The sequence below is a fragment of the Falsiroseomonas sp. genome, from assembly GCF_030695085.1.
Lineage (GTDB): Bacteria > Pseudomonadota > Alphaproteobacteria > Acetobacterales > Acetobacteraceae > Falsiroseomonas.
The window spans coordinates 1-1,063 of record NZ_JAUYTS010000105.1; the positions used below are offsets into that span (position 1 = coordinate 1).

A 1,063-nucleotide genomic window follows, 5' to 3' on the forward strand; every position below is an offset into this window, starting at 1 on the left:
CATGCAGGAAGCCGCCGCCAGCGGCGCGCGCTCGCTCGGCCCGATCCTGGCCATGGTGCGGATGCGGCTGGCGCGCCAGATCAGCGATGCTGCGCGCGGGCCGCAGGGGTATGTGCCGATCATCGCGCTGTCCGGCGAATGGGAACAGGCCTTCGCCGAGGCGCTGGTCGGCCCCGGCGAGGAAAAGCAGCTCGCCATGGCGCCGTCCAAGCTGTCCGCCTTCATGACGTCGCTGCGCGGCGCCTTCGATGCGGCCAGCAGCCAGGGGGAGCCCGCGGTGCTGGTGTGTTCCGGCAGCATCCGCGCCCATGTCCGCGCCGTGGTGGAACGCTTCCGCCCGGCCACCAGCGTGCTGGCGCATAACGAGATTCATGCGCGGGCCCGCATCCGCACAATCGGCACGGTTCAGTGAAACTCCGCGTCATCCGCGCGGCGAAGATGTCCGACGCCATGGCGCAGCTGCGCGCCGAGCTGGGCGAGGATGCCGTGCTGCTCTCCACCCGCCGCATCGCCGGCGGGGTGGAGGTGACGGCCGCCCAGGACCAGGATGATGAGCCGCTGATGATCGCGCCGGATGCGGCGCCGAAGCATCGCGCCATCCCGCCCGACCTCGCCCGCCACAATGTGCCGCCGGCCCTGGCGCACCGGCTGGCGGAAGGGCGGCTGGCCGTGGCGCTGGAGAAGGTGCTCGGCTTCGCCCGCCTGCCGCTCGGCCCGGCGCCGCTGCTGCTGGCAGGTCCCCCGGGGGCGGGCAAGACGCTGACCACGGCCAAGCTCGCCACCCGCCTGGTGCTGGCCGGCACGCTGCCGCTGCTGGTCAGTGCCGATGGCCGCAAGGCGGGCGCCGCCGAACAGCTAGCCGCCTTCGCCCGCGTGCTGGACCTGCCGCTCGCCATCGCCAACGGCCCTGCCGCCCTGGGCAAGGCGTTGGCGCGGCGCGCGGCCGGGCAGAAGGTGCTGGTGGATCTGCCGGGCTGCGACCCCTTCGACCCGGCCGGCGCCCGCTTCCTGGCAGCGATGCTGGAGGTGGCGAAGGGCGCCTGCGTGCTGGTGCTGCCGGCCG

The 1,063-nt window shown here is 73.9% G+C and carries 1 protein-coding gene and 1 pseudogene; both read left to right on the forward strand.

The genetic code is table 11. From position 1 onward, the window contains the following. Positions 1-412 (forward strand): FHIPEP family type III secretion protein (locus Q8S40_RS11965; RefSeq protein ID WP_305670579.1); only part of this gene is annotated, 412 nt, incomplete at its 5' end. 38 nt (positions 413-450) lie between these two features. Next, positions 451-1,063 (forward strand): annotated as a pseudogene (locus Q8S40_RS11970) (hypothetical protein); the annotation flags it as partial.